A 22,880-nucleotide genomic window follows, 5' to 3' on the forward strand; every position below is an offset into this window, starting at 1 on the left:
GAAGTCACCCGGTTCGGGCAGGTCCTCTTCACGTGCCACGAACTGCCAGACGTAAGGCCACATGCGCTCGCGTTCGAGCTTCGCGAATTCCTCGCTGGTGTAGCGCTCGGCGGGGATCGGGTCCGAGCCGCGATAGGTATAGCTCTCCTCGGTCAGGAAATCCGGAACCGTGCGTGAATCGAGAGCCATCAAACCGTTCCAGTCGATGCCTTCGCTGCGCGCACTTCCGTAAGTCGGTTCGGGATCTCTCTCCGCCATTTTCCGTTGTTTCCTTGCGTCAGGCAATCTTCACAAGCTTGCGACCCTTCACCCCACCGTGGAAACCGGCGAGCGCGGCAGCGGGTACGGTCTCGAAGCCTTCCGAAACATCGAGCCATTCGCGAATGCGCCCCTCGATCAGCCAGCGGGCGAGACGCTCGCGCCCCTCCTCCCACAAGTCGACGTGATCGAAATAGAAGAAGCCGCGCATCGTCAGCGAACTCATCGCCATGTAGATGTGGTTGTAGATAGGCTCCGGCTTTGCGCCGTAATGCGCAGTGCCACCGCAGATCAGCACCTGTCCGTAGTGCCGCATGTTGACGAGCGCAGCATCAAGCAGCGGTCCGCCGACATTGTCGAAGAACAGGTCCACGCCTCCGGGGCAGGCCCGGGCGATCTGGCCGGCCAAGTCGTCCGCCTTGTAGTCGACCATGGCATCGAACCCGTTTTCGAGCGCGGCAGCGCACTTCTCCGGCCCCCCGGCGATGCCCACCGGACGCGCGCCGAATATGGGGACCAGTTGCCCGGCAATCGAGCCAATCCCGCCCGAAGCGCCCGAGACCAGAACGGTATCGCCGGGACGCGGCCGGGTGAAACGGGCCAGTCCCAGCCAGGCGCAAACCCCGCTCATTCCCAGCGTCACGAGGCCACTGGCCGTGGCCACGCCATCGGGAATGCGCTGGAGCGGCACGCCCATGTGGTCCGTCCCGTCACTGAGCGAATAGTCCGCCCAGTCGAGGAAGCCGGTCACGCGCGTGCCTTCGGGCCAATCGGCATTGCGGCTTTCGACGACCGTTCCGGCAATCCCCCCCCCGCATTGTCGTGCCGGGGGCGAGCGGATCGAACTTGCCCGGCATGCCGCGCACCCAGGCGTGGTTCATGGCATCGGGCGAAAAGTACTCGGCCCGCACCAGCACCTGCCCTTCGCCGACTTCGGGCACGTCCCCCTCGCCGCGCTCGAAGTGGCCGCGCACCAGCGCCATGCCGCCAGCGGTATCGTCGTTGGGCTTGCCCACCTGCCAGAGGCGGTTCGTGACATTGCGCATCGCTGCCTCCTAGCGATCAGGGCAGCGTGTGCATGCCGCCTTCAAGCATCATGGTCTGGCCGGTGATGTAGTCCGACCCCGGGCTCGCGAGGAACACCGCAAGCGGTCCGGCATCGCGTTCGGGATCGCCGAGCCGACGCATCGGGATCTTCTCCTTCAGGGCCTCGACGAATTCGGGCCGAGCCTGCTTCCACTTGTCGAAGGCACGCGTTTCCAGCGCGGGATTGATGATATTGACGTTGATCCCGTACTGCCCCCACTCACGCGCGGCGGTGCGGGAAAGGGCACGGATCGCCTCCTTGGTGGCGTTGTAGCAGGTATTGCCCTCGAACCCGATCTGGCCCGAACTTGACGCAAAGTTGATGACCTTGCCCCAGCCGGCCTTCTTCATGTGCGGGAAGCAGGCCTTCATGAACCACAGGCTGGCCGTCGCGCCGGTGCGGAAAGTATATTCCCACTCGTCCTCGTCGGTATCCTCGCAGGCGACGAAGACGGTCGAGGGCTGGGGATCGGCCTCGGTGCCGAACCCTTGCGAATTGTTGACGAGGATATGGACGGTGCCGAAGGTTTCGACCGCCTTGTCGACGCAGGCCATGACCTCGTCCCGGTGCCCGACATCGCAGGCGACCCCAATCGCGGTCCCGCCGGCATCGACGATTTCCCGGGCCACGCGTTCGACCGTAGCGGGCGTGCGCGAAGCCACCACGACTTTAGCCCCGGCGGCGCCATAGGCGAGCGCGATAGCCCGTCCAATTCCGCGTCCCGCGCCAGTGACGATCGCAACCTTGTCCTGAAGAACCTTGCCTTCCATCGCTTCCCTTCCCATTGCTGCGCGGCATCGACGTGCCACGCTTGCTTTTCGTGCCGGTTTCAGGAGCAGATTGCTCTTGCCCTGTACTGGACGATACTATCCTATATTATAGTTTGGCGATCTACCCTATTGGCCCCGACAGCCGAGCAGGCCATAAAGAGGAGACACGACGATAGTGACGAAAAAAAAGGACATTTTGAGTGCCTGAGGTAGCTCTGGTCGATCGGATCGGCGAATATGCGACGGATCGCAGGGGCCGGAAACTGAGCAAAAATCGTCTGCTGCGACGTGCGATGATCATGCGCCAGACGCTCCTTCTTGTCGCAGAACGCGGGTACGATGCCGTCACTGTCGACGAACTGGCCGCAGCCGGCGGCGTCACCAAGAAGACGCTTTACGACATCTACGGCAGCAAACAGGCTCTGGTCGCGCAGGCGGTTGCCCTGCGCCTCGACACGCTGATCGGCAATTTCGAGGAGATGCTGTCGGGCGACGGGCTTGCCCGCCTGATCACCATTGTCGAACAGACCTGCCGCGCCGTGCTCGACACTCCCGAGCTGTCGCGCGCGCTGGCGCCACGGCTCGTCAGTTCCGCCGACGAATTCCACCTGACGGCCTTCTTCGAACGCCTCCACCGCCAGGCCATTGCCCAGATGAAGGCGGAGAAGCTCATTCAGCCCTGGGTCAACGTGGACTTCACCGCGCGCTCGATGATGTTCGACCAGATCGCGGTGCAGAACATGTGGGCTGGCGGCAATATCAGGGACGAAGACTATACGGGCTTCGCGCTGCTGGGCGCGCTGCGCATCGTCACGCCGCTGGCGCGTGCTTCGCTTCGCAAGGATCTCGTCGAAAATGTCCGCAAGCTCCAGTCCGAGCTGAGCTACGGACAGGAGCTTGCGGCAGAGAACTGACGGGCGGCGGGGCCCAAGGGAGGAGTAACCCCGCCTTGCGCCATCAGAATTCGATGCCGAACGAAGCGCCGAAGACGCGTGGCTCGCGCGGCACCGCGTAGTGCCAGAGGTTCGGGTAAGCTGCGACCGCAAAGGAGAACGAAGGCCCGCGATCATCCAGAACATTGCGCACGAAGCCCGTCACGCGCGCTTTGGCGCCCGTTTCATTCATCGGGAAGACCGCCGAGATGCTCAGATCGACGAGGTTCTGCGGATCGGACCGGACGCGCGGGTCATTGCGGGGCACAATGAACGGCACGTCGCTCGCCCCCTCCGTCAAGAGCTGACCGTAGAGCGCCGGATCGGGCGCGATCTGCTGGTCGTAAGCCGCGATGTAACGATAGCCCGCCGACAGGGTCACATCGACCTGCCCGACCGGAATCGTGTAGTCGCCATTGACCGAAACCGTCCATTTCGGGGCGAAGATCGGATCGACGGCCGAATAATCGAGCGGGCGCAGGAACACGCTGCCATCCGCCTGGGTTATCGGCTGGCCAATGATGAAGCCCTTGAACTTGCTGTCGGTATAACCGAGCGCCGCACGCAGGTTGAGGCGGTCGATCGGCTCGATGGCCAGATCCGCCTCGATGCCCTTGATCTTGGCCCCGGCGGCATTGACCACGATCGTCTCGTTGCCCTGGGCATTGGCCGCAGTGATGACGCTGCTTTGCTGGATGTCCTTGTAGTCGGTGTAGAAGGCGGCAACGTTGAAGGTCATCCGGCCGTCCCACCACTTGGTCTTGGCGCCCACTTCGAAGCTGTCGACCGTTTCGGGGTCGTAGGGCGTGCTGGCCGAGAACGGTGTGCCGGCGCGGCCGCTGAAACCACCGGAGCGATAGCCGCGCGACCAGGTGCCATAAAGCATGACCGCGTCATTCGGACGCCAGTCGAGCGTCACCTTTGGCGTGAACTTGCTCCAGCTTTCGCTGACCGGATCGGTCAGGATCAACGGGAAACGATAGCGCTTCCTGTCATGCGTATAGCGCCCGCCGCCCGAAAGACGGACAGTGTCGAGAAGCTGCCAGTTGAAATCGACAAAGCCCGCGTAGCTTTCCGAATGACCGATCGCGTGAATGCCACCCGCTGGCGCACCGAAGACAGTCGTCGTCTGGTCCAGCTCGTAATCGCTCTCGAAGTAATAGAGACCCGCAACATAGTCGAAGCCGTTGAACAGGTCGCCGGCGAAGCGCAGCTCCTGGCTGAACTGCTTGTAGGTCTGCGGGCGGTCGGCGATGAACAGGCCGTTGGTGCCGATGTCGAAAACGACATGCTCGCGGCTCTTGCGGTAGGACGTCACCGAGGTGATGTCGACCGGCCCGGTGTTCCAGTCCACATTGAGCGTGGCCGCCTTGGCCTTGTAAAAACCGGGAGAATCGATGCCCTTGTAGACGGTGTAGATGTCATCGGTCAGGTTGCCGCCGCAGGCGCCCGCTGGCACGAAATTGCAGAAGGCATCGCCCGGGATCATCGTCGAGCCCATGTAGGATTCGAACTTCTGGTCCTGCTTTTCGAGCGTCAGGATCATGTCCAGCGAGCTGTTCGGCCTGAAGCGGATCGCCGCACCGTAATTCTCGGTATTGCTCGCGCCCAGGTTCTGGCGGGTCAGGTAGTGCTTCTGGTAGCCATCGGTCTGCTGGTGGAACTCGAACAGCTTCACACCCAGCTTGTCTTCGATCAGGGGGACGTTCAGCACGCCCTTGAATCCGAAGGTCCCGTAGCTGGACACGCTTGCCTCGCCCTTGCCGCTGAAGGTCATTGTCGGCTTGGTGCGCTGGATGGTGATGACGCCGGCAATCGTGTTGCGGCCGAACAGGGTGCCTTGTGGACCGCGCAGGACTTCGATGGAATCGATGTCGAAGAAGTCGAGGTACTGACCGGTCGATGTGCCGATATAGACATCGTCGACATAGATGCCGACGGCCGGATCGAAGCTCTTTTCGACGTCGGCAAAGGCGATGCCGCGGATCGAAATGTTGGCGGCCGAAGAACCGGTCGGCTGCTGCGTGATCAGCAGGTTGGGCGCGGTGCCCTGCAGATCGCCGATATCGAGCGTGCCCTTGGCCTCGAGCTGGGCGGGCTGGATCGCAGTGATCGCCACAGGCGTATTCTGCAACGTTTCGCTGCGACGGCGCGCCGTCACGATTATGGCGCCCAGTTCCCCGCCTGTACTGGCTTCCGAGGTCTTCGCCTGATCCCCGGCTTGATCTTGCGCGGCGGCGGGCGCAGCCCATGCGATCGCCGCAAGGGCCGCTGCTCCCGAAAGGGTTGCACGGCGAGATTTCGAGATTGTGCCAATCATCATGCCACTCCTCTTCCCATGAATTTTCTATGTTCTTCGCCCGATCGTATGTGCCGGACCGTAGAACTCTAACGCAGTTTATTTTTGATTGCGATTGTGCAATTCATGCCAGCCACCGGAAACTTGCTCATCTATTCATTTCGATAGTGGAGCCGGACGGCATCTTGAGGTTCCATCACCTCTCGTGCGCGAATTATAAAATATAATATTTTCAGTCACTTAATTTTAAGTGCAAAAAGCGCCGGATCAACGCAAGAGGAGAGATTGATGTCTGGCAGCATTTATGACGAAGTCGAAAAGGTCATCGATTTCGAGTCTGCACGCGTCGGACCGCGTTCCGATTTTCCTCCCCTCCCCGAAATTCCGGGTGGCCGCTACACCAGCCCGGACTTCCACGATTTGGAACGCGAGCACGTGCTTTCGAAAAGCTGGGTCTGTGCCGGACGCGACGAGGACTTGCGCAAGCCGGGCGACTATCGCCTGTGGGACCGGCTAGGCGTGCCGCTGCTCCTGATCCGCGGGAAGGACGACAAGCTGCGGGCCTTCTACAATACGTGCCGCCACCGCGGCGCGCCGGTGGTGCGAGACAGCAGCGGCAACACCAGACTTTTGCGCTGTCAGTACCACAGCTGGTCCTACGGCCTCGACGGCAAGCTCAAGGGCGTTCCCGATGAGCGCGACTTTCCCTGCCTCAACAAGGCCGATCGCGGCCTGATCGAAGCCTCCTGCGACACCTGGGGCGGCTGGGTATTCGTCAATCTCGATCGCGACGCACAGCCCCTGATGGACTACCTGGGCCCTATCGTGTCCGAACTCGATTGCGTGGGGATGGAAAAGCTGCGCACCATCCACGTGCAGGACTACCCGATCGCCTGCAACTGGAAGGTGGCGATGGACGCCTTCCTGGAAGTCTATCACATCAACACCATCCACCCGACCAATGCCGGCATCATGCTGGACAGCAAGGCGGCCGCGATGGGACTGTTGGAAGGCGGCCATTCGCGCATGGCGACACGCAAGAGAATGAACGAGGGCCTCAACTTCGTGGAATTCGAGGGCGCGCCTGACATCCCCTCGATGCCGGACTTCTACCGCCTCAACAACGTCGCCTACATGATGTTCCCCAACCTGATCACGCCGGTCGAGCCCACCGGCTTTCCCATCCTGCTCTTCTGGCCGGACGGGGTCGGTCACTGCACGATGCAGGCTATCTACGTCGCGCCGGACTGGGGCGAAGGCGAGCGTCCCGCCTTCTGGGATCGCTTCCTGCCGATCTTCCACGATGTCCTGCAGGAAGACATGATGAACCTCGGCCCCATCCAGCGCAGCCTGGAATCCGGGGGCTTCACCGGCATGATGATCAATTACCAGGAGCGCCGGATCTACTGGTTCCACGAAGAAGTGGACCGGTGCATCGGCCCCGGACGCGTGCCTGCGGGGCTGGCGGTCGAACAACTTCTGGAACCTTTCGTCGAGCAGCCGCTCAGCGAAGCCGCGGAGTGAAGGGAATGGGCATGAAGCGCGCTTTTTTCCAACAGGCCTATTTCGTCCGCAGCATCGACGAGGCAGCCCGCAAGTGGTCCGACGCCTTCGGTGCCGGCCCCTTCTGCATGGTGCGCCATCACCACTGCGACGAGTTCACCTATCGCGGCACAGCCGAGGAGGCGGACGTTTCCTATGCTTTCGGCTACCTTGGCGACCAGATGATCCAGTTCATCGAACAGCACGACGACCATAACTCGATCTATCGCGACATGTTCGCCAAGGGCGAGGAAGGCTTTCACCATGTCGCCTATCTCGTGTCCGACTTTGCGGCGGAGCGCCAGCGCTGGCTCGACATGGGCTTCGAACTTGCGACCGAACTCTACGCTGACGAGGTGAACGCAGCCTACTTCGATACGCGCGCGCTCAATGGCGTGTTCACCGAAATCCACGGCGACCCGCCGCACATCATGGGCCTCTTCGCCCACTGGAAACGGCTGCACGACGCGCGCAATGCGGACACGCCCGCGAGTTACGAAATGGAAGACCTCTCCTTCTTCCAGCGCGCGCCGCTGCTGCCCAAGCACGAGCCCGCCAGGGCCTGACTCCGGCAAACCTGCACATTGGGCGCCGGGTACCGGACGCTTGGCCGTCCGGCACCCGGCGTTCGTCATGCGCAGCACTCGCGCAGCTTGACCGGGCCTGACGCTGCAGGCCGGGCAGACAATCTTGAACCTTGTGCTTTCCCTGCCTCGCCCTTATTGTATCCCAGGAATACACAAAGTTACTGCCCGGACCAATGGGGGCAGACCAACGCAAGAACACAAGACAAGTAACAGGAGCCTGCCTGATGTCAGAAACCGAAAACGAAGCCGATACCGTCACCTTCACCGTCGATCACGGCATCGCATGGGTCTATTTTTCACGTCCCGCGAAGCGCAACGCGATGAGCCCCAAGCTCAACCGCCGCATGATGGCGGTGCTGGATGAACTGGAGTTCCGCGAGGACGTGGGCGTGGTCGTATTGGGCGGCGAAGGCTCGGCGTGGTCGGCCGGCATGGATCTCAAGGAATACTTTCGCGAAACCGAAGCGAACGGCCTGCGCGGTGTGCGCAAGTCGCAGAGCGAGAGCTACGGCTGGTTCCGCCGCCTGCGCTGGTTCCAGAAGCCGACGATCGCGATGGTCAACGGTTGGTGCTTCGGTGGCGGTTTCGGCCCGCTCTTCGGGTGCGACCTGGCGATCACCGCCGACGAGGCGAAGTTCGGCCTTTCCGAAATCAACTGGGGCATCCTGCCAGGTGGCGGCGTGACCAAGGTCGTGGTCGACCTTCTGCCGATGCGCGATGCCATGTGGCTGACCCTGACCGGGGAACTGATCGACGGCAAGCAGGCCGCGGCGATGCGCCTCGTCAATGAGAGCGTGCCGCTGGACCGCCTCAAGGCGCGCACCGAGGACGTCGCGCGCATGCTGCTCGAAAAGAACCCGGTCACGCTCAAGTTCGCCAAGGATGCGGTGCGCCGCGTCGGGCTGATGACCTACGACGAAGCCGAAGATTATCTCGTGCGCATGCAGGAAGCCTGCAACTTCCATGACAAGACCGAAGGCCGCAAGGAAGGCATTCGCCAGTTCATCGACGAGAAGAGCTACAAGCCAGGCCTCGGCGCCTACGACAAGTCCCGGGCAGCGGCAGCGACCGAGGGCTGACGAACCTCTCTCCGGTCGGGACCTGGCGCACCATCCTCTCGCCAATTGGCCGCCAAACGGACCGGAACTGCGTCTTGGGCGGGACTTCGATCCCTGACCACATCCCGTCCGGCGCATACTGAAAGGCCCTGCCCGGCGATGCGGGCAGGGCCTATTATCTTGCGGTCCGGGGCAAAGGGGCCGCCTGGCGGATCAGCCCGAATTCAAAGCATCCAGTGCTACCACGCCTTCACCTTCGGGCAGCACCAACACGGGATTGAGGTCGATTTCCCTTAGCGCAGGCGACCCGCGCACGATCGCAGACAGCGCCTCCAGGGTGTGCGCCAGAACTTCGAGATCGGCGCGGGGCCATGGTCTCCACCAGCAACCCATCGAGGACCGCCGGCTGCGGAATGGCCAGAACCGCCGCATCGATTCCTTCCGGGAGAGCCGAAAGGTCAGGCACGCAGGGACGTGCGTCGATCTCACCGCGCTCGGGATTGACGAGGTGGATTTCGCCGGAGAACCCGCGCTGCTCGAGGTTCGTCAGCACCGATGCCCCCAGAGACCCCGGCCGGTCGGACGCGCCGACGATTGCCACGCTGCGCGGATTCATGAGCCGGTCGGTCCCGGCCCGGTCTAGCGCAAGTGACTGTAATTCTGCGGTCGTGGACATCTGCTTCTCCCAGTTGGGCCGTATTCCTCACCCACTATGTGACGGGACCACGCATATTGCATCCATGTGATACATAGTCCGCAAGACTGGGTCGCGCCCTCGCTAACCAGCCACCCGTGAAGGCGGGAGATCGATTTCGTGCAATCGGACAGGCTCAAGCCATCGCAGCCCTTGCCCTATATGTATCTCAGGCATACGTATAGAGGTGCCACACGGCCACAGAGTCAATGCCTTACGCTGACGGAGCGAAACTCTCCGTCCGTCAGGACGCCAATCCAAGGAGAGCGATCGTGAAAACCGATTTCAAGCTGCTGGTGAACGGAAAACTGATCGACGGTGTCTCAACCTTCGATGTCATCAATCCCGCAACCGAAGAAGCCTTCGCCCAGTGCCCGCGCGCCGACGAGGCGTTGCTCAATCAGGCTGTCGCGGCAGCCAAGGCGGCCTTCCCCGCCTGGTCGGCCCTCACCGCGGATGAACGCGGCGCCTACATCAACCGCCTTGCCGACGCCATCGAAGCGCGCATCGATGAATTCGCCCGTCTGCTCACCGCCGAACAGGGCAAGCCACTCGACCAGGCCACTTATGAGATTGGCGGCAGCATCTACACGCTACGCGCTTTCGCGGCGATGCGCCTGCCCGACCAGACCCTGCGCGATGAGAACGGCAATACCGTGATAGAACACCGTACGCCGCTTGGTGTCTGCGCTTCGATTACGCCCTGGAACTTCCCCGTGATCCTGCTGGCCAACAAGATTGGCCCGTGCCTGATCGCCGGCAACACCATGGTCTCCAAGCCAGCACCAACCACACCGCTCACCACCCTGCTGTTGGGTGAAGTCGCAGCCGGGATCCTGCCGCCCGGCGTCTTCAATGTCGTATGCGACCAGAACGAGCTCGGCCCGCTGATCACCGGCCATCCGGATATCGCCAAGGTCGCATTCACCGGTTCGACCGCGACGGGCAAGAAGGTCATGGCCTCGGCAGCGGAAGGCATAAAGCGCGTCACTCTGGAACTCGGCGGCAACGACGCCGCAATCGTGCTCGACGACGTGCCGGCCAAGATCGCCGCGCAGAAGGTCTATGCCGGGGCAATGGCCAATGCCGGCCAGATCTGCGTCGCAATCAAGCGCGCCTATGTGCCCGAAGCGATGTACGAAGAATTCTGCACGGAGATTGCCGGCCTCGCCGAAACGGCCGTGGTCGATGACGGGTCGAAGCAGGGATCGACCATCGGCCCGATCCAGAACCGCATGCAGTACGAAAAGGTCCGCGACCTGATCGAGGATGCCAAGACCCGAGGCCGGGTCATCGCTGGCGGCGAGATGCCGGATCGCAAGGGCTACTTCATCCCGCCCACGGTCGTTGCCGATCTCGACGAGGACGCACCGCTCGTGCGCGAGGAACAGTTCGGCCCGGTCCTGCCGGTCCTGAAGTATGCCGACATCGACGATGTCATCGCCCGCGCCAACGATTCCCCGTATGGCCTTGGCGGCACCGTCTGGGGCATGGATCAACAGCGGGCGTTGGACGTCGCGCGTCGCATCGATGCCGGTACGGTCTGGGTCAACCAGCACCTTGCGATCGATCCGAACATTCCGTTCCGCGGATCGAAGCAGTCCGGTCTGGGTTCCGAACACGGCCTTGCCGGCCTGATGGAGTACACCCAGGCGCATGTCATCAATGCCGTGCCCCTCGCCGCCGAACCGGCCTGAGCGGCAGTCTCAGTCGATTGATAACTGACGCAAGGGGATGGACCTGTCCGGCCCCTTCGCGCTTTTCGGCATTTCGCTGCACATTGTCTTGCCGAAAAGCGCCACTTCGCAAATGCGAATCTGTACACACTTGTGAATTCGTGGCAGGCAGGACCTCGAAAGAGGAGCTGCCTGATGACCATTGCCACCACCCATGTCGGAAGCCTGCCGCGCGGCGACGAACTGACCCCGCTGCTACTCGCGCGCGACAAGGGCGAACCTTACGACTCCGCCGAATTCGACCGTCTGGTGCAGGATGCCGTCGACGAAGCCGTGCGCCGGCAGGTGGCAAGCGGCGTCAGCTGGGTCAGCGACGGCGAACTCGGGAAGGTCGGCTATTCGACCTACATGATCGAACGTCTCGAAGGTTTCGGTGGCCACATCGACCGCAAGCCTGCCGCCGATCTCGCCGAGCACCCGGAGCTGTCCCGCAAGCTGTCCGCGATCATGGGCAGCCAGGAGTTCACCCGCGCCTCGTGCATTGGCCCCGTACGGCTGCGGACTCTCGACCCGCTGCACGAAGACACTCGCCGTTTCCGCCATGCGCTCGACAAGCACGGCCAAGGCGTGCGCGGCTTCCTGAACGCCGCCTCGCCCGGCCTCATCACCGCCTTCCAGGTCAACCGACACTACCCGAGCCACGAGGCCTATCTCGCCGATCTTGTCGACGCCATGCGCCCTGAGTACGAGGCCATCGTCGCTGCCGGTTTCGACCTTCAGCTCGATTGCCCCGACCTCGCGATGTCGCGCCATACCGGCTATCAGGACCAGGACGAAGACACGTTCCTGCGCACAGCCGCCGCCAATGTCGAGGCACTCAACGCGGCAACGGCCAACATCGCTCCCGAGCGGCTGCGCATGCACATCTGCTGGGGCAACTACGAAGGCCCGCACGACCACGACATTCCACTCGAGAAGGTTGTCGATACCGTGATCGCCGCGCGCCCCGCGACAGTGCTGTTCGAAGCCGCCAACCCGCGCCACGAGCACGAATGGACGGTATGGCGCGATGCCAGGCTGCCCGACTGGAAGGTACTGGCGCCCGGCCTGATCGACACCTGCTCCAACTATGTCGAACATCCCGAGCTCATCGCCCAGCGGATCGAACGTTTCGCCGCTTTCGTCGGCAAGGACCGAGTCGTGGCAAGCACCGATTGTGGCTTCGGCACATTCGCCGGCTACGGCAAGATCGATCCCGGCGTGACCTGGAAAAAGCTGCGCGCCTTGCGCGAGGGTGCCGACATCGCGGAGGCCCGCCTGTGAGCGAAGCGCTTTCGCCCGATGAGATCCGTGCGATCGAACATGACTGCGCAAAGCTGGTAGCCCGCTATGCCAACCGCAACGATGCCGCGGACTGGGAGGCGATAGCAGCACTTTATGCCCCCGATGGGCGCATGGCGCGTCCCACGGCGCCGGACGACTGGGTCACGGGACGCGACGCCATCTTGGCTGCTTTCAAGGCCCGTCCCCCGCGCGTTACCCGTCACATCTGTTCCAACGTCGTGATCACCGTTGTTGACGCGGACACCGCTCTGGGCGAGAGCGCAATGCTGCTCTTCACCGGCGAAGGCGCGCCAAAGGTCGGATCTTTCCTCGACCGGTTCGTGCGTTTGCCCGATGGCTGGCATTTTGCCGAAAGGCGCGGGTTACTGACGTTCTGAGGGGACAATGGCGATAGCGGGGGCACCGGCAAGCACTTCACCGACGGTCAAGTCGGCGATGCGTACGCTCGACATCATCGAATATGTCGTCGCCAATCCCGACGGCGTCGTGGCCCAGGAAATCGCACAGGCGCTTGCCATTCCCGTGAGCAGCCTGTCCTATCTGCTGGCGACGCTGGTGGAGCGCGACTATCTCTCGCGCACCGGGCGCCTCTATCAACCCGGCGCCGGGCTTGAACGCCTGCGCTCAAGCCCGCGCAAGCTGCCGCTGGTCGAGCGCGTGCGCCCACTGGTACGTTCGCTGCGGGTACGCTCCAACGAAACGGCGAGCTTCTTCCTCCAGCGCGACTGGTTTCTGGAAGCGGCGATCACAGAGACCGCAGAACATACGCTACGCTACTCGATCGGGGTCGGCACCCGCACGCCGCTGCATTGCCTTGCAGCGGGCAAGGCAATGCTCGCCGCGCTCGATGCGGAAACCCTCGATCGCTATTTCCGCGAATCCTCGCGTGAGCGTTATACGGGTGCGACTATCACCGAAGAGGTCGCGCTGCGCCGCGAGATCGACATGGCGCGAGAACTCGGCTTCGCGATAACCCGCGAGGAAATGACCCCCGGCATCTGCGGCGTGGGCACGGTCCTGCGTGAAGAAGGCAAACCGGTGGGATCGCTGGCCATTGCCATCCCGACCGTGCGCTGGTCGCCGAAAGTCGAAGAGGCGAGCTGCAAGGTGCTCATCTCCGTGGCCGAGAGCTTCTCCAGCTAGATTCCAAAAGCACGAAAGAGCCCGGGTCTGCTTCTGCAGGCGAATGCGCCGTGCAGACAGGGCTGCGTTACAGACAAGAAGACAGGGCCGGGACAATGCCCCGACCCTGTCTGACTATCCAGTCGATCCTGGCCTCCTGCGCGCCACCGATGAACGCGCCGGGGGCCGGTTTCGATCACCGGTGAAGTACGGCTTCAGCCAGCCGTCTTCGTACGCCAGCCTTCGGCGTAAGAGTCGCGGGCCACTTCCGAGTAGGGAACCGGTGCAACGGTTGCGCGGATCTCGGTCTGGACGTGGCGTTCGACGGTCGGCTTGCGGGTACCGCCGTTCGGCTCACCCCACAGCAGCGAAACCTGGGTGCCCGGCTCTGCTACCGATTCATCGACCATCGCCAGAGCGAGGAAACGGCCTTCGTTCTGGGTGTAACCGATCCAGGTCGACAGGCCGACCTGCTTGCCGTCCACCAGCACGCTGTCATATGGGTGCATCGCGTAGACTGCGCTCGGGAAGTCCATGTACTTGGCGCGATCGCCCTTGGTCAGCATCGAACTGATCACGCGCATCACGTCCTCGTTGTCGAGTGCGAGGGTGACCTTGCGACGCTTGGGCTGGTCCTTCATCTTTTCCAGCGCTTCGCGGCCGATGAAGTCATGGTCGAACTTGACCATGATGCCGTAACCCAGCTCCCAGGGGTTGAGGTAGTAGTCCTCGATGTTGTCGGAGACGAAGCTGCCGCCGATCGAGGTCATGCCGCCGTAGGACTTGGACGAGAGCCACTCGCGGTATTCGCGCATGGACTCGCCGGTGTAGATGGCCGGCAGAGGAGACGGGATCCAGCCCGATTCCAGGGTGTTCGAGCTGTAGGTGCGACCGCCCGAGGGAAGCAGCCCGAAGTCCGTGCCGGCTTCGAGCAGGGCGTTGCGCACGGTATCATAGTCCTTCCAGGGACCGAAAAGCTCGTAACCCGGCTGACCGGCCATGCCGTGGCGCAGAGCGCGCACTTCGACGCCGTTGATCCGGATCGGTGCCATGTGGAAGAACTTGAGATCGGGCGGGGTCTCGCCCATCGCCTTTTCCAGCACCTTCATGGCGTTCGGGCCCTGCAGCTGGAAGCGGTAGTTGCGGCGGTAGCCCTGCTGGTCCAGCGGACGTGCGGCGGTGCGCTCGTCGCGCTCGACCTTGACGTCCCACTTGCCCGAGGCCGCGTGGAATTCAACCCACTCGATCGTCGGCGCGCGACCGACCAGCTCGAACTTCTCTTCTTCAAGATAGAACAGGATAACGTCGCCGATGACGTAACCTTCCGGGGTGACCGGAGCGAACTGCTTGGCGCGGTTGGGGACGAAACCCTTGAAGCTGTTCGGGGCTAGGTAGGACAGCATCTTGAATGCGTCGGGGCCCGTCACCAGCAGGTCGACCATGTGGAAGCTCTGGTTGAAGAGGACCGCGGTCTCCGCCCACGCACGCTGTTCATCGCGCCAGTTCGAATATTCACCCGGAACGCCCGGATAGACGTTGGGGCCGGTCTGCTGATTGCGCAGGAAGTCGACCATGTCGCCCTTCTCTTCGATCAGCTGCTGGAGGCTCTTCTCAGTCATTATATTCTGCCTTTCAGTACTTTGGTCAGGTTCTTTTCAGGTTGCAGGTCCTTCGATGCGAGCCATTCGCGAATGGCCGCATTGAAAGCGGCGGGCCTTTCGGCAGGCGCCATGTGGCCGGCCTCCGGCACGATGGAGAGCGGGCAGTCGCCAATGGCTGCCGCAATCTCGCGGTGCTGTTCGACCGGCGACCAGGCATCGTCCGATCCAACGATCAGCGAAACCGGACAGGCGATTTCAGTGAGTACATCGGTGACGTCCGGACGGTTCAGCAGCGCCTCGATCTGCGCCTCGAACACATCCTGCCCCGCGTCCAGACACATCGCGCGCAGTTCGCCGAGAAGCACTTTGTCGCTGCGCATTGCGGGGCCGACCATCGGCGGCAACCAGTCATCGACGAGCGCGGCGAAGCCCTGCTCCCGCCCTAAATCGCGCAAGGCGTAACGCTTCTCGCGCTCACCCGGGCGCGGCGGGTGAATACCGGTATCGGCAAGCACCAGTCGCGTCACACGTTCGGGCGCCTTGCGCACGATCTCAAGTGCGATGCGCGCGCCCATCGAGTGCCCAAGGACGGCGCAGCGCGAAGGCATCCGTTCCAGCGCGTAATCGGCCATCGCGCCGATGCGATCCGCACCGCCATAGAAGCCGTCGATGCTCTTGCTTCCGGCGAATTCCGCAAGCTGCCCGGCAAACATACGTCCATCGCACAAGAGCCCCGGCAGGATCACGAGGGTTTCGGCTTCGGATTCGATGTTTGAATTCGCATTCATGAATTTTCATCTATCCGAATCTTATTCGAGGCGCTAGAGAGAATTCAGCAATCGGTTCTCGAAAAGCCCATCCCCATTTCCGGCTCGCCGAAATGCGGACAGGTTGGGCGCGGGGGAGAAGGAAGTGAACATGACCACCCCAATCATCCATCCGAACTGGGCACGCCCGCCGCTCAACATGGTCGACGGCTATTCGCTGGAGATCACGGCCAAGGACGTGGAGAGCCTGCGCGCTGCCGCGCCCGGGATCCTGCCTGACACCCCGATAGCCCTGACCTTTCTGCCGGGAGAGGATTTCGATGCCCGCGTCGCTGCGGCACGCACGGTGCGCGAACTCGGATTCGAGCCGATGCCCCACTTTTCCGCACGGCGCATTACCTCGCGCGATGAGTTCGAGCGCTACCTCGCGGCCGTGACCCGCGAAGCCGGCGTAAAGCGCAGTTTCGTCATCGCCGGCGATCCTTCCGAACCCGAAGGTCCCTTTGCCGACAGTGCCGCCCTGATCGCCACCGGCGAATTCGAGCGGAACGGAATTACGGCCATCGGCATTGGCGGCCACCCCGAAGGGCATCCCAACATGTCGAACGAGGAATGCTGGCAGGTCCTCGAGGACAAGTGCAAGGCCATTGCCGCGCGCGGCATGGCCCCATTGATCGTCACCCAGTTCGCCTTCGACGCCGACGCGGTGCTCTCCTGGCTCAAGGAACTGCGTGAGCGCGGCATCGAAGCACCGGTGCGCCTGGGCGTCCCCGGCCCGGCGGGTATCAAGACACTGATGCGCTTCGCGGCGCGCTGCGGCGTCGGTGCTTCGGCCTCCGTCATGGCAAAGTACGGCATTTCCATCACCAGGCTCATCGGATCGGCCGGTCCGGACAAGCTGGTGAAAGCGCTCGAACAGGGACTGGGCAAGGAGCACGGCCCCGTCCGCCTGCACTTCTACCCCTTCGGCGGCCTCGAAAAGACGGTCGCATGGATCAACGAGTTCGCGCGCAAGAACTGACGCGGCACTCCATAAAGAGAGGAACCTTCTGAGGTGTCTGAGATCTACACCCTGCGCCTGCAATGCAACGACGCGCCCGGACTTGTCGCCAAGGTCGCGACTTATCTTGCCGAACGCGGCTGCAACATCGTGGACGCCCAGGAATTTCACGACCGGCCCGCGGGTCGTTTCTTCATGCGTGTCGAGTTCGAGCCCGGAAAACCCGGTTCTCTGGACGCGCTTAAAGCCGGCTTCGTACCGATTGCCGAGGCCGCGGGTATGGATTGGAGCCTGCGCGACAAGGCGCGACCCAAGAAGGTCATGCTCATGGTTTCCAAGTGGGACCATTGCCTGGGCGACCTGCTCTACCGTCAGCGTATCGGTGAACTGCCGATGGACGTGGTCGGCATCATTTCGAACCATCCGCGCGAAGTCCTGCATACTTCGCTGATCAATGGCCTGCCCTACACGCACTTGCCGGTCACCAAGGAGACCAAGCCGCAACAGGAAGCGCAGATCCGCGAACTGGTTGAAGAGAGCGGCGCGGAACTGGTGGTTCTGGCACGCTACATGCAGATCCTCTCGGACGAGATGGCAGGGTTCCTCTCCGGCCGCTGCATCAATATCCATCACTCCTTCCTGCCCGGATTCAAGGGGGCCAAGCCCTATCACCAGGCATTCGACCGCGGCGTGAAGATGATCGGTGCGACCGCTCATTACGTGACCGCCGATCTCGACGAAGGCCCGATCATCCATCAGGATGTGGAGTCCATCAGCCACGCCGACATGCCCGAGGAACTGGTACGCCGGGGCCGCGACATCGAACGGCGCGTTCTCGCCGAAGCGGTTCGTCTGCACCTCGACGACCGGGTCTTCGCCAATGGCGCCCGCACCGTCGTATTCCGCGACTAGGCTGCATCAGCAGCGAAAGGACAGTTTCCATGCGCGAAGCGACAGACATCGCCACATATCTGGCGGACCTTGAGGACATTCCCGGCACGCAAGTATTCACTGCGCAGCGTGCCCGCCAGGGCTATCACCTCAACCAGTGCGCCATGAGCCTGATGAAGCCGGAGAACCGCGAACGGTTCAAGGCAGACGAGCGGGCCTACATCGATGAATGGCCGATGAGCGAAGAGCAGAAAGAGGCCCTGCTTGCCCGCGATTACAACCGACTGCTCAATCTGGGCGGCAATATCTACTTTCTCGCCAAGGTCTTCTCCACCGACGGCATCAGCGTTGTCCAGGGCGTTTCGACGATGACCGGCATGAGCGTCGAGGAATACCAGGCGATGATGATGGCAGGCGGGCGCTCCCCTGTGGGGCAGCGCTCGATCCGGGAGAACAACTGATGGCACGCATTACCCACGGCATTGGCTGCAGCCACATTCCGGTGCTCGGTTATGCCCATGATCACGGCAAGGACGGCGACGACTACTTCAAGCCAGCCTTCGCCGGGTTCGACTGGACCCGCGAATGGATCACGGCACCGGACAGCCGTCCGGATGTCGTCATCCTGGTCTACAACGACCATGCCAGCGCCTTCGACATGAAAGTCATCCCGACTTTCGCCATCGGCTGCGGCGAAAGCTTCACTCCGGCCGACGAAGGCTTCGGTCCGCGTCCCGTGCCGGTGGTCGAAGGGCACCCCGACCTAGCCTGGCACATCGCGCAGAGCCTCGTCCTCGACGAGTTCGACACGACCATCATCAATGAGATGGAAGTGGACCACGGCCTGACCGTGCCGCTCACGATGATGTTCGGCGATGTCGAGAAATGGCCCGTGAAAGTGATCCCGCTGGCCGTCAATGTCGTGACCTATCCGCCGCCATCGGGCAATCGCTGCTGGGCGCTGGGTGAAGCGATCTCGCGCGCGGTTTCAAGTTTCCCTCAAGACCTCAAGGTCCAGATCTGGGGCACGGGCGGCATGAGCCACCAGTTGCAGGGGCCGCGCGCCGGCCTGATCAACAAGGAATGGGACAACCGCTTTCTCGACGGACTGACCGGGGAAGGACAGGACCTGCGCCATGTCCCCCACATCGAGTACCTGCGCGAGACCGGCTCGGAAGGGATCGAAATGGTCATGTGGCTGATCATGCGCGGCGCCCTTGGCAAGAGCACCCGGGCCCTGCATCGCCATTACCACGTGCCGGTCAGCAATACGGCCCTCGGCCACATTGTCCTCGAACCCGTCGATCCTACGGTGCCGCCTAGCCGCACCCTCGAAGGCGGCAGCCCGATCGCGCAGAAGATGATCGCCTGATCGATCGACCTGCTCGGCTGCTCCTTCACGAAAGACTATGGTGGCCGTGCGACGAACACCCGGATGAACGGACATCTGGCAGCCGTGCGCCGCCAGATGTCCGTTCCTGTTTGCAGGCCAGAAGGGCTTGGAACTTCTTAACTGTAGGGCATTGCCATAACGGGAAGAAATGAGGGCGCTGTTGCCCAGAGATCCGGCTCACGCACTTCTCCCGCAAAGCGCGCCTTGGCGAGGCATTCCTCCCATTCAAGGGCAGGCACACTATCGGCAACGATGCCGCAACCGACATCAAGACGTCCGCTGTAGCCCTCGCCGGCGCCGGTCACGTCCATGGTCCTGATCGCGACGTTGAACATTGCCCGGTTCTTGCCGAGAACGCCGAGGGCCCCCGTGTAGAGGCCGCGACCGAAGGTTTCGACGCGCGCGATGACTTCGCTGGCCCTGATCTTCGGTGCCCCAACGATCGATCCGCAGGGAAAAAGCGCCTTGAGGATGTCCATGGCTCCGACGCCCGCTCTCACGCGGCTGCGCACCGTCGATGTCATCTGCCAGACCGATGGATACCCCTCGATATCGAAGAGCGCCGGGCAGCGCACGCTACCCGGCTCGCTCACGCGCGACATGTCGTTGCGCAGGAGATCGAGGATCATCAGGTTCTCGGCGCGGTCCTTGGGACTGCCAAGCAGTTCGTCATGCAATTGCCGATCCCGAACCGGATCAAGATGGCGCGGCCGTGTGCCTTTCATCGGTCGGGCCTGCAGCTGATTTCCTTCAAACCGAAAGAAGAGTTCGGGCGAAAAGGACAGCACATGGCGCTCTCCAGTGGCGATCATGGCACCCAGCGGCGCCTTTGCGCGTGAACGAATGCGGCAATAGGTCGCCAGCGGATCGCGCAATGCCGTGCGCGTGGGGAACGTCAGGTTGGCCTGGTAGATCTCGCCAGACGCGATACTTTCGAGCACAGAGCGGGCACCTGCCTCAAAGTCGCGCTGCGTTACCAGCGATTCCAGCCGTGTTCCGCCCGCGAGGGGACATTCATGCAAGGATGCACCGAGCGGCAACGGGCCAGAGGTTTGCCGGCCAAATACGCCGAACCAGAGCAAAGGTGCGGGTCTGCCGGATGATTCAACGAAGTCGGCGCGGACCGCGAAACGATCGAAGGCAGGCGCTGCGCCGTAGGAGAGGAACCCTGCCAGGGTCCTTCCCCGGGCAATCAGCGCGTCGATCCGTAAAAGGGCGCTTTCGACCTGATCGATCCGGTCGCAGAACACTTCCTCCTCCAGGTCGGTGAGAATCGTCGCCTTGTCCCTGGCCTGATCGTCGAGCAGGACGAAGGGGCGGCCAAGCCCGAATTCCGTCAGTAGAGTGTGCTGAATATCCGCGACCTGCCCCGCCCCGATGGACCATCCTTCGGGGTAGGTCCGGCCGCTCAGGTCCACCGCACCACCCGCGTCGAGGCCAGACCGTTGAGAAGGGCAGCCGGCTTCTGAACGCAAACCTCGACCCGTACGACGAGATCGCTTTCAAGGCACCGTTCGGCCAATCTCGCCGCGAACGTCTCGATAAGGCAGATTCGCTCACAGGCGAGGTCCTGCGCATGTTCGACTATCCGGTTGTAATCGATCGTCTCTGTCAGGATGTCCTCACGCGGAGTGACGATGTCGGCAACGACGCCAATAATCAATGTCTGCTTGCGACCGATCTCATGCGAATGCACGCCAATATCGGCGGCGACACGCAAGTCGTTGACCGCAATTTGCGAAACGCAGTTCAGGCCTGCGTCCTTTCCGATGCTTGTCAGATCCATTTGCAGGTTCATCTTCACCCCTTTCTCCGGCACTTCGATCCGTCAGACTGAAAGCCTGTGCCGCGCTTCACCGAGGCTCAGAGCAGCGGCCTTAGCCGTATTCGACAGGAGGCAGGCAATCGTCATCGGACCGACTCCGCCCGGCACCGGAGTGACCGCACGCGCATGCTGCACTTCATCGAAAGCGACATCGCCCATGAGGCCGGTCGTACCATCGGGAAGGGCAACGCGCGTGATACCGACATCGATGATGACCGCGCCTTCCTTGACCCAGAAGCCCTTTACCAGTCCCGGCGCACCGGCAGCTGCCACGACAATGTCAGCCTTGCGCACGATCTCCGACAGACCCCGCGTCTCGATGTGGGTGACAGTAACGGTAGCCTCGCGCTCCAGCAGCAACATCGCCACCGGCTTGCCGACGATGTTGGACTTGCCGATCACCACCGCATCGAGCCCACGGTAGTCGGAGATGACGGTGTCGAGCAACATCATGACACCCAAGGGCGTGCATGGGACAAGCCCGCCGGTCCCGGTCGAAAGCCGACCGACGTTGACCGGATGAAACCCGTCAACATCCTTGTCCGGTGTGATCGCGTCGAGCACGAGGCCCGCATCGATGTGATCCGGAAGCGGCAATTGGACGAGAATTCCATGGACGGTCGGATCGCTATTAAGGTCTTCGATCAGGGCAAGCAGATCCGCTTCATCCGTCGCGGCCGGAAGTCGATGTTCGGTCGAACGCATGCCGACCTTACGGCATTCGCGGACCTTGCGCCCGACATAGACTTCGCTGGCCGGGTCATTGCCCACCAGAACGACCGCCAGCCCAGGCGCCTGGCCCAGCCTTTCGGTCAGTCCCCTCACCGTCTCTGCGGTCTGCTCCGAAACGCTGCGTGCGAGCGCCTTGCCGTCGATCAGCGCGCTCACTGTTCGCTCGCCGGCGCGAGATTACCTTCGGTCTTGCGATCGGGATTACGGGCGTGCGGAACCCCAGTTCGGACGATCTTCATTGTTTCCTCTCGCCAATCGCGAATGTCAGGCCCAGTGCGTCGCTATAAGACCTTTTTTCCAATATACGAATTTTCATGTCTATGAAATAGAGACCTTGATAATTCTGCGCGACGCGCTCAGCATCGCGGGGCGAGGACGCAAACCGCTCATCTTGACGCCGCGGCGGCGAATGGTCATCGTTCGATGCAAACGACGCAAAGCGTCTCAGGGTGGGGCTCGAAACTCATTGCAAGTTGAAGACAATAGCCGGTCCGACGAGACTGACCTCGACAATTCCTTCGGTTATCAACTCAAGATGCTCCAGGTCGATGTCGATGCGCGCGCACGCGAAGCACTCGCGGAATTCGACATTTCGCCAGCCAGGGTCACGGCGATGATCGTGATCAACAAGAATGCCGGCTGCACCCAGACTGCGCTGGGCGAGGCGCTGTCGATCAATCGCGCCAGTGCCATGAAACTGGTCAATATCCTCGAGGCTCGTGGGTTCGTAACACGAGCGGCAGCGCCCGATTCCCGGGCCAATGCACTCTACCTCACGAGGCTCGGCGATGCGACGCTGCGCAAGATGACTGCAGCTCTGGAAGAAGCCGACCGTGATGTCCTCTCCCCGTTGAGCCCAGCGGAACAGGAAGTTTTCCGCGCGTACATGCAACGCGTCCGCAAGGGTCTCGCCGACTGCCGCAGGGGGACTAACGAGAGCTCTGACGAAGGCTGACGCCCCGGACAGGCAGGATGACCGGGGCGTGCCACCACCACAGATCGGACACTGCCAAAGGCTGGTGGGTGCTCCGTCGAGCAGGATGGTTTTGGTTTCGACGAAGGCGTTCAGGCCTTCCGGCCCACCTTCGCGACCGTTGTCCCGTCCTCCGCCTGCTTCAGTATGAAGGCGATCTGCTGCTCACTGAACCTGGACTTCTTCATGCCGCGAATCTCCTGACTGGCACTGGCCAAACCTAACCGGGAAATTCTCAGAATGTTCGGACCAGTTTGCCGGGCCCAGGTCAGTCGCCATTGTACAATGAGGGCAAGATCTATCACTAACGGTCGTGATTATATTGACAG

23 protein-coding genes and 3 pseudogenes are annotated in these 22,880 nt (G+C 62.3%); 13 read left to right on the plus strand and 13 right to left on the minus strand.

Annotated features, from left to right (window positions below; genetic code table 11):
- From B5483_RS11090 to B5483_RS11105, 4 genes and pseudogenes are all read right to left on the minus strand, one after another.
- Positions 1-258, minus strand: a pseudogene (locus tag B5483_RS11090) (aromatic ring-hydroxylating oxygenase subunit alpha); the annotation flags it as partial.
- A gap of 19 nt (positions 259-277) precedes the next feature.
- The gene (locus B5483_RS11095; protein WP_079730398.1) at positions 278-1,009 is read right to left on the minus strand and encodes an MDR family NADP-dependent oxidoreductase; all 732 of its coding nucleotides are present in this window, start codon (positions 1,007-1,009) and stop codon (positions 278-280) included.
- Positions 969-1,304, minus strand: coding sequence for an MDR/zinc-dependent alcohol dehydrogenase-like family protein (locus tag B5483_RS11100; RefSeq protein WP_079730399.1), 336 nt, complete (start codon positions 1,302-1,304; stop codon positions 969-971). The genes B5483_RS11095 and B5483_RS11100 overlap by 41 nt, the downstream gene beginning before the upstream one ends.
- Before the next feature lie 16 nt (positions 1,305-1,320).
- On the minus strand, positions 1,321-2,115 hold the full coding sequence (locus B5483_RS11105; RefSeq protein ID WP_079730400.1) for an SDR family NAD(P)-dependent oxidoreductase: 795 nt from the start codon (positions 2,113-2,115) through the stop codon (positions 1,321-1,323).
- 200 nt (positions 2,116-2,315) lie between these two features.
- Between B5483_RS11105 and B5483_RS11110 the strand changes: the two genes are divergently transcribed.
- Entirely contained in the window at positions 2,316-3,029 is a 714-nt protein-coding gene (locus B5483_RS11110; protein WP_054948297.1) for a TetR/AcrR family transcriptional regulator, read from the plus strand.
- Positions 3,030-3,072: 43 nt separating this feature from the next.
- On the opposite strand, the gene B5483_RS11115 is transcribed toward B5483_RS11110, so the two are convergent.
- A complete protein-coding gene (locus B5483_RS11115; protein ID WP_245829011.1) occupies positions 3,073-5,370 on the minus strand; it encodes a TonB-dependent receptor in 2,298 nt (765 codons plus the stop codon).
- A 264-nt stretch (positions 5,371-5,634) separates the two neighbouring features.
- Here B5483_RS11115 and B5483_RS11120 point away from each other — a divergent pair, with 264 nt between their 5' ends.
- The 3 genes from B5483_RS11120 to B5483_RS11130 all read left to right on the plus strand — a co-directional run bounded on the left by B5483_RS11120 (position 5,635) and on the right by B5483_RS11130 (position 8,554).
- Positions 5,635-6,870, plus strand: coding sequence for an aromatic ring-hydroxylating oxygenase subunit alpha (locus B5483_RS11120; RefSeq protein ID WP_079730401.1), 1,236 nt, complete (start codon positions 5,635-5,637; stop codon positions 6,868-6,870).
- 11 nt (positions 6,871-6,881) lie between these two features.
- Positions 6,882-7,454 carry a VOC family protein gene (locus tag B5483_RS11125; protein ID WP_079730677.1) on the plus strand — a complete coding sequence of 191 codons (573 nt, stop codon included), beginning with the start codon at positions 6,882-6,884 and terminating at the stop codon, positions 7,452-7,454.
- Positions 7,455-7,699: 245 nt separating this feature from the next.
- Positions 7,700-8,554: a p-hydroxycinnamoyl CoA hydratase/lyase gene (locus B5483_RS11130; protein WP_079730402.1), complete on the plus strand. Its 855-nt coding sequence runs from the start codon at positions 7,700-7,702 to the stop codon at positions 8,552-8,554.
- A gap of 192 nt (positions 8,555-8,746) precedes the next feature.
- On the opposite strand, the gene B5483_RS22835 is transcribed toward B5483_RS11130, so the two are convergent.
- Both B5483_RS22835 and B5483_RS23490 read right to left on the minus strand, forming a co-directional pair.
- The gene (locus B5483_RS22835) at positions 8,747-8,965 is read right to left on the minus strand and encodes an acetate--CoA ligase family protein (RefSeq protein WP_139383966.1); all 219 of its coding nucleotides are present in this window, start codon (positions 8,963-8,965) and stop codon (positions 8,747-8,749) included.
- Positions 8,966-8,984: 19 nt separating this feature from the next.
- Positions 8,985-9,209: pseudogene (locus B5483_RS23490) on the minus strand (CoA-binding protein); the annotation flags it as partial.
- A gap of 290 nt (positions 9,210-9,499) precedes the next feature.
- On the opposite strand from B5483_RS23490, the gene B5483_RS11140 reads away from it, so the two are divergent.
- The 4 genes from B5483_RS11140 to B5483_RS11155 all read left to right on the plus strand — a co-directional run bounded on the left by B5483_RS11140 (position 9,500) and on the right by B5483_RS11155 (position 13,390).
- Positions 9,500-10,924, plus strand: a complete 1,425-nt coding sequence (locus B5483_RS11140; RefSeq protein WP_079730403.1) for an aldehyde dehydrogenase family protein — start codon at positions 9,500-9,502, stop codon at positions 10,922-10,924.
- A gap of 174 nt (positions 10,925-11,098) precedes the next feature.
- Positions 11,099-12,226 (plus strand): cobalamin-independent methionine synthase II family protein, encoded by a 1,128-nt coding sequence (locus B5483_RS11145; RefSeq protein ID WP_079730404.1) that lies wholly within the window; start codon positions 11,099-11,101, stop codon positions 12,224-12,226.
- The gene (locus B5483_RS11150; RefSeq protein WP_176168013.1) at positions 12,223-12,624 is read left to right on the plus strand and encodes a nuclear transport factor 2 family protein; all 402 of its coding nucleotides are present in this window, start codon (positions 12,223-12,225) and stop codon (positions 12,622-12,624) included. Before B5483_RS11145 ends, B5483_RS11150 begins: the two co-directional genes overlap by 4 nt.
- Positions 12,625-12,631: 7 nt before the next feature.
- Positions 12,632-13,390, plus strand: coding sequence for an IclR family transcriptional regulator (locus B5483_RS11155; RefSeq protein WP_079730405.1), 759 nt, complete (start codon positions 12,632-12,634; stop codon positions 13,388-13,390).
- Between the two features lie 194 nt (positions 13,391-13,584).
- On the opposite strand, the gene desA is transcribed toward B5483_RS11155, so the two are convergent.
- Positions 13,585-14,988 carry a syringate O-demethylase gene (gene desA / locus B5483_RS11160; protein ID WP_079730406.1) on the minus strand — a complete coding sequence of 468 codons (1,404 nt, stop codon included), beginning with the start codon at positions 14,986-14,988 and terminating at the stop codon, positions 13,585-13,587.
- Complete coding sequence (locus B5483_RS11165) at positions 14,988-15,758, minus strand: alpha/beta fold hydrolase (protein ID WP_079730407.1); 771 nt, start codon at positions 15,756-15,758, stop codon at positions 14,988-14,990. The genes desA and B5483_RS11165 overlap by 1 nt, the downstream gene beginning before the upstream one ends.
- Positions 15,759-15,888: 130 nt before the next feature.
- On the opposite strand from B5483_RS11165, the gene B5483_RS11170 reads away from it, so the two are divergent.
- From B5483_RS11170 to B5483_RS11185, 4 genes are read left to right on the plus strand one after another with little or no spacing between them, the layout of a single operon-like run.
- Positions 15,889-16,758: a methylenetetrahydrofolate reductase gene (locus B5483_RS11170; RefSeq protein WP_079730679.1), complete on the plus strand. Its 870-nt coding sequence runs from the start codon at positions 15,889-15,891 to the stop codon at positions 16,756-16,758.
- A gap of 33 nt (positions 16,759-16,791) precedes the next feature.
- On the plus strand, positions 16,792-17,649 hold the full coding sequence (gene purU / locus B5483_RS11175; protein WP_079730408.1) for a formyltetrahydrofolate deformylase: 858 nt from the start codon (positions 16,792-16,794) through the stop codon (positions 17,647-17,649).
- A gap of 29 nt (positions 17,650-17,678) precedes the next feature.
- Positions 17,679-18,089: a protocatechuate 4,5-dioxygenase subunit alpha gene (gene ligA, locus B5483_RS11180; protein WP_054948286.1), complete on the plus strand. Its 411-nt coding sequence runs from the start codon at positions 17,679-17,681 to the stop codon at positions 18,087-18,089.
- Positions 18,089-19,000 (plus strand): class III extradiol dioxygenase subunit beta, encoded by a 912-nt coding sequence (locus tag B5483_RS11185; RefSeq protein ID WP_079730409.1) that lies wholly within the window; start codon positions 18,089-18,091, stop codon positions 18,998-19,000. The genes ligA and B5483_RS11185 overlap by 1 nt, the downstream gene beginning before the upstream one ends.
- Before the next feature lie 137 nt (positions 19,001-19,137).
- Here B5483_RS11185 and B5483_RS11190 read toward each other — a convergent pair whose 3' ends face one another.
- From B5483_RS11190 to B5483_RS11200, 3 genes are read right to left on the minus strand one after another with little or no spacing between them, the layout of a single operon-like run.
- Positions 19,138-20,439, minus strand: coding sequence for a chorismate-binding protein (locus B5483_RS11190; RefSeq protein ID WP_176168014.1), 1,302 nt, complete (start codon positions 20,437-20,439; stop codon positions 19,138-19,140).
- Complete coding sequence (locus B5483_RS11195; RefSeq protein WP_245829014.1) at positions 20,430-20,807, minus strand: dihydroneopterin aldolase; 378 nt, start codon at positions 20,805-20,807, stop codon at positions 20,430-20,432. The genes B5483_RS11190 and B5483_RS11195 overlap by 10 nt, the downstream gene beginning before the upstream one ends.
- Before the next feature lie 42 nt (positions 20,808-20,849).
- Positions 20,850-21,734 (minus strand): bifunctional 5,10-methylenetetrahydrofolate dehydrogenase/5,10-methenyltetrahydrofolate cyclohydrolase, encoded by an 885-nt coding sequence (locus B5483_RS11200; RefSeq protein WP_054948283.1) that lies wholly within the window; start codon positions 21,732-21,734, stop codon positions 20,850-20,852.
- Between the two features lie 310 nt (positions 21,735-22,044).
- Between B5483_RS11200 and B5483_RS11205 the strand changes: the two genes are divergently transcribed.
- Entirely contained in the window at positions 22,045-22,533 is a 489-nt protein-coding gene (locus tag B5483_RS11205) for a MarR family winged helix-turn-helix transcriptional regulator (RefSeq protein ID WP_245829019.1), read from the plus strand.
- Between the two features lie 116 nt (positions 22,534-22,649).
- Here the strand turns inward: B5483_RS11205 and B5483_RS23495 are convergent.
- Positions 22,650-22,739, minus strand: a pseudogene (locus B5483_RS23495) (transposase); the annotation flags it as partial.
- Positions 22,740-22,880 lie beyond the last annotated feature (141 nt).

Origin of the sequence: Novosphingobium mathurense (assembly GCF_900168325.1) — a bacterium.
Lineage (GTDB): Bacteria > Pseudomonadota > Alphaproteobacteria > Sphingomonadales > Sphingomonadaceae > Novosphingobium > Novosphingobium mathurense.